5 protein-coding genes are annotated in these 3,571 nt (G+C 66.4%); 2 read left to right on the forward strand and 3 right to left on the reverse strand.

The features are described from left to right. Positions 1–57: 57 nt before the first annotated feature. The gene (locus tag ACMZ6R_RS20270) at positions 58–705 is read right to left on the reverse strand and encodes a response regulator (RefSeq protein ID WP_416114766.1); all 648 of its coding nucleotides are present in this window, start codon (positions 703–705) and stop codon (positions 58–60) included. A 14-nt stretch (positions 706–719) separates the two neighbouring features. After that, the gene (locus tag ACMZ6R_RS20275; protein WP_416114767.1) at positions 720–1,109 is read right to left on the reverse strand and encodes a response regulator; all 390 of its coding nucleotides are present in this window, start codon (positions 1,107–1,109) and stop codon (positions 720–722) included. A 135-nt stretch (positions 1,110–1,244) separates the two neighbouring features. Between ACMZ6R_RS20275 and cysQ the strand changes: the two genes are divergently transcribed. Beyond that, positions 1,245–2,042, forward strand: coding sequence for a 3'(2'),5'-bisphosphate nucleotidase CysQ (gene cysQ, locus ACMZ6R_RS20280; RefSeq protein ID WP_416114768.1), 798 nt, complete (start codon positions 1,245–1,247; stop codon positions 2,040–2,042). 66 nt (positions 2,043–2,108) lie between these two features. Beyond that, entirely contained in the window at positions 2,109–2,381 is a 273-nt protein-coding gene (locus ACMZ6R_RS20285; RefSeq protein WP_416114769.1) for a circadian clock protein KaiB, read from the forward strand. 73 nt (positions 2,382–2,454) lie between these two features. On the opposite strand, the gene ACMZ6R_RS20290 is transcribed toward ACMZ6R_RS20285, so the two are convergent. Next, complete coding sequence (locus ACMZ6R_RS20290) at positions 2,455–3,507, reverse strand: agmatine deiminase family protein (RefSeq protein WP_416114770.1); 1,053 nt, start codon at positions 3,505–3,507, stop codon at positions 2,455–2,457. Positions 3,508–3,571: the final 64 nt, after the last annotated feature.

Raw genomic sequence — 3,571 nt, forward strand, 5'->3', positions numbered from 1 at the left:
GTCCGGGGGAGGGAACCCTTTTTTGCAAAAAAGGGTTCCCTCCCCCGGTTCCTTCTCCTACTCGCTCCCCAACAACCGGACCCAGCCCAGCGGCCGGCCCGAGGCGTCGGGGCAGGGCGTGTCCGTTTCGGTGGGGGCCGGCGGCTGTCCGGGGAAAGCCTCGGCGAAAAGTTCTCCGGCCAGGCGGCCGTCTGGATGGGCGAACAAGACCCGGCCGTCGGGATCGACCACGGCGAAGGGGCGGCCGAAGGCGTGCCCCACGGCTTCGAGCAGCCGGCGATAGAGCTGGGCCGCCGCGTCGGTGGGGCAGGGGCGCTCACGCTGTCGGCGGGTGATGGCCATTTCCAGGTTGGCCTTGAGGTCGAGCAGCTTGACGGGCTTTTGGATGTAGCCGGCGGCGCCTGTCGCGGCCACGCGGTCCATGATCTCGCGGTCCACGGCCGCCGTGAGGAAGATGACCGGCGCGCCCAGGGATTCGATGATGGCCCTGGCCGCCGTCACCCCGTCCATGGTCCCGGCCAGGTTGATGTCCATGAGCACCACGTCCGGGGCATGGGCCTCGGCTCCGGCGACGGCTTCCTCGCCGGTCTCGATCACGGCGCACACGCCGTAGCCCAGGCGATCCAGGATTTTTTCGACCACGCGGGCCGACAGCGGATCGTCCTCGACGATGAGCACCGTACGGCGGGCTGGAGCGTCGTCCATGGCCGTATGTCGCCTTACGCCTTGTCCGCGAGCTGTATCTTCTGGTAGGCGTCCTGGATTTTGTAATACAGGTCGTCCATTTCGGCCGGCTTCATCAGGTAGTCGAACGCGCCCTGCTCCATACCCCGGATGGCCACGTCCACATTGGCGTGCCCGGTCAGCATGATGACTTCCACCCGGGGATGGGCCTGCTTGATGCGGGAAAGCGTTTCCATGCCGTCCATGCCGGGCATTTTGACGTCGAGCAGCACCACATCCACTTCGTTTTCGTTTAGAATGGACAGCGCCTGCTCGCCGCTTCCCGCCGTGAGCACCGTCAGGCCGCGTCTGGCCAGGCGTTTGCGCAGCGTGTCCACGTAGATGTCCTCATCGTCGACCAGAAGAACCCGTACCGCTTCGCTCACGACAGACCCCCCGCTTGGACATGGCATAACTGCCTGTTCATAGCCGCGCGGCACCGGAAATGCAACAGAGCGGGGCATTGACAGCCGCCCCCTCACTTCATAGGTAGCGGCCCAGACAACGGAAAGGGAGCAGGCATGCGCGATCTCGATCTGTCCGCCATCGGCGGCATCGCCCGGCTGGCCGGGCACGCCGTGCTGGAAATCTACCACAGCGGTTTTTCCGTTGCGGAAAAAGCCGACCATTCGCCCGTGACGACCGCCGATACGCGTTCGAGCGCCATCATCCTGGACGCCCTGGCCCAGGTGTACCCGGACGTGTCCGTGGTGTGCGAGGAGACGAAGGTCGCGCCGTACGAGACGCGGCGACGCTACAAGCGGTTTTTTCTGGTCGACCCCCTGGACGGCACCAAGGAATTCATCCGGCGAAACGACGAATTTTGCGTGCTCATCGCGCTTATCGAGGCGGGGCGGCCCGTGTACGGCGTCATCCATGCGCCGGTTACCGACACGCTCTACTGCGGCGGCCCGGGCATCCCGGCCACCCGTCGCGTGGCCGGGGGAGACGCTGTGCCCATCCGCGCCGTGGCCCCGGTCCCCGGCCAGCCGCTTCTCGCCCTGGCCAGCCGGTCCCATACCGATGCCGCGACGGCCGCCTATCTGCGACGCTTTCCCGACGTGCGGCTGGTCAGCCGGGGCAGCGCGCTCAAGTTCGCCGCCCTGGCCGAAGGGGCCGGCCACCTGTATCCGCGCCTGACCCCGACCTGGGAGTGGGACACCGCCGCCGGCCATGCCGTGCTTGTGGGGGCGGGGGGCGTGCTGACCGCACCGGACGGCGGGGAATTCCGCTACAACAAACCGGAATTGCTGAACGGGCCGTTTGTGGCCCGCTCTTTTTCCGGAGATGCCATTGACGGAAATTTTATCCTAATTTAGTATAAAATTTGAGCCGAGTAACCGCCCACGTCGTGCCCGCGACGCTGTTATTCGTGGGGAGGGATCATGCCTGAGAGTCTTATTTTATACCTTGCCGGAAAAACGTCGGGAAACAGCCGGTTGGAAGCGGCGTTGCGCGATTGGTGCGACAGGCTCCAGCCCGGCCGGTTCCGGCTGGAAGTGGTGGATGTGGAAAAATGGTCGTCCAAGTCGCAGCCGCCTCCGGTCCTGGCCGTGCCCGCCCTGGCGCTCGGGGCCACCGGGCGCATGTTCGTGGGCGATTTTTCCAATATCGCCACAGTGATGACGGCCTTGGGCTGCCTTTTGGCCGCTTCCTAGGAACCTCGCGCCGGCTTTGCAATAAGCCCGGGCTTCACCCGCCCGCGCCCGGAAACGACTCCTCGCCGCCGCATCAGGCTCCCGCCGGCTCCTCGTGGGTCAGGCAATGCACCGCTCCAAGCCCCCAGACCAAGTCCACGGCGCTGATGCCGACCACCTCGCGGTCCGCGAAGGCCTCGGCCAGGATGCCCAGCGCCAGCCGGTCGTGCGCGTCGTTGAAGGTGGGCACCAGCACCACGCGCGGCGTGATCAGGAAATTGGCGTAGCTGGCCGGGAGCCGCTGGCCTCGGAAAACAAGGGGACGCGGCATGGGCAGATCGATGACGGTGAGCCTGCCGCCGTCGGCCAGGCGCGCGCCGGAGAGCCGTTCGCGGTTTTCGGCCAGGGGCCGGTGATTGGCGTCGGCCAGGTCGTCCTCCCGGCACAGCACCACCGTGTCGCGGGAAACGAACCGACACAGGTCGTCCACATGGCCGTGGGTGTCGTCCCCGGCAATGCCGCGCCCCAGCCAGATGACGTTTCGCGTGCCGAGGTACTCGGCAAAGACCGCCTCGTAATCTGCCCGCGCGAAACCCGGATTGCGCACCTGCTTCGTCGCGTCGAGCAGGCATTCCTCGGTGGTTAGCACGTCGCCCGCGCCGTTGCCGTCCATGGCGCCGCCTTCGAGCACCACCCGCCGGCCGTCGCGTTCGGGCACGACCACCTCCAGGCCCAGTTCGCCGCACACCCGCTTGCCCACGGCACTGTCCTTTGCATAATCCGGATACTTGGCCCAGCCGGTAAAGCCGAAGTCCACCGCGGCCACCCGACCGCCCCGGTACACGAAAAACGGCATGAAATCCCGGGTCCAGCCCCGGTCCATGGGCGCGGTTCTGAACTCCACCAGTTCCATGGCCGCGCCCACGTCGCGCAGCACCCGCCGCGCCTTCATTTCCTGCGCGCCGTCACGCACGAGCAGGCGCACCTTCTGGCCCACCCCCGTGATCTTGCGGACCATCTCGCCATACACCCAGGCAATGGGGGCGAACTTGCCCGGCCAGTCCGTCACATTGCCCGGCCAGGCCAGCCAAACCGCTGCCTGGGCCCCGAACTCCGCCGGCCATATTGTGATGTTGTTGTCAGGCATGGGAGGTCCTTTTGGGAGGGGAGAAGGAGGAGCTGGGGGGGGCGGGAACCCCTTTTTTGGAAAA

Origin of the sequence: Solidesulfovibrio sp. C21, assembly GCF_047785625.1 — a bacterium.
Taxonomy (GTDB): Bacteria; Desulfobacterota; Desulfovibrionia; order Desulfovibrionales; family Desulfovibrionaceae; genus Solidesulfovibrio.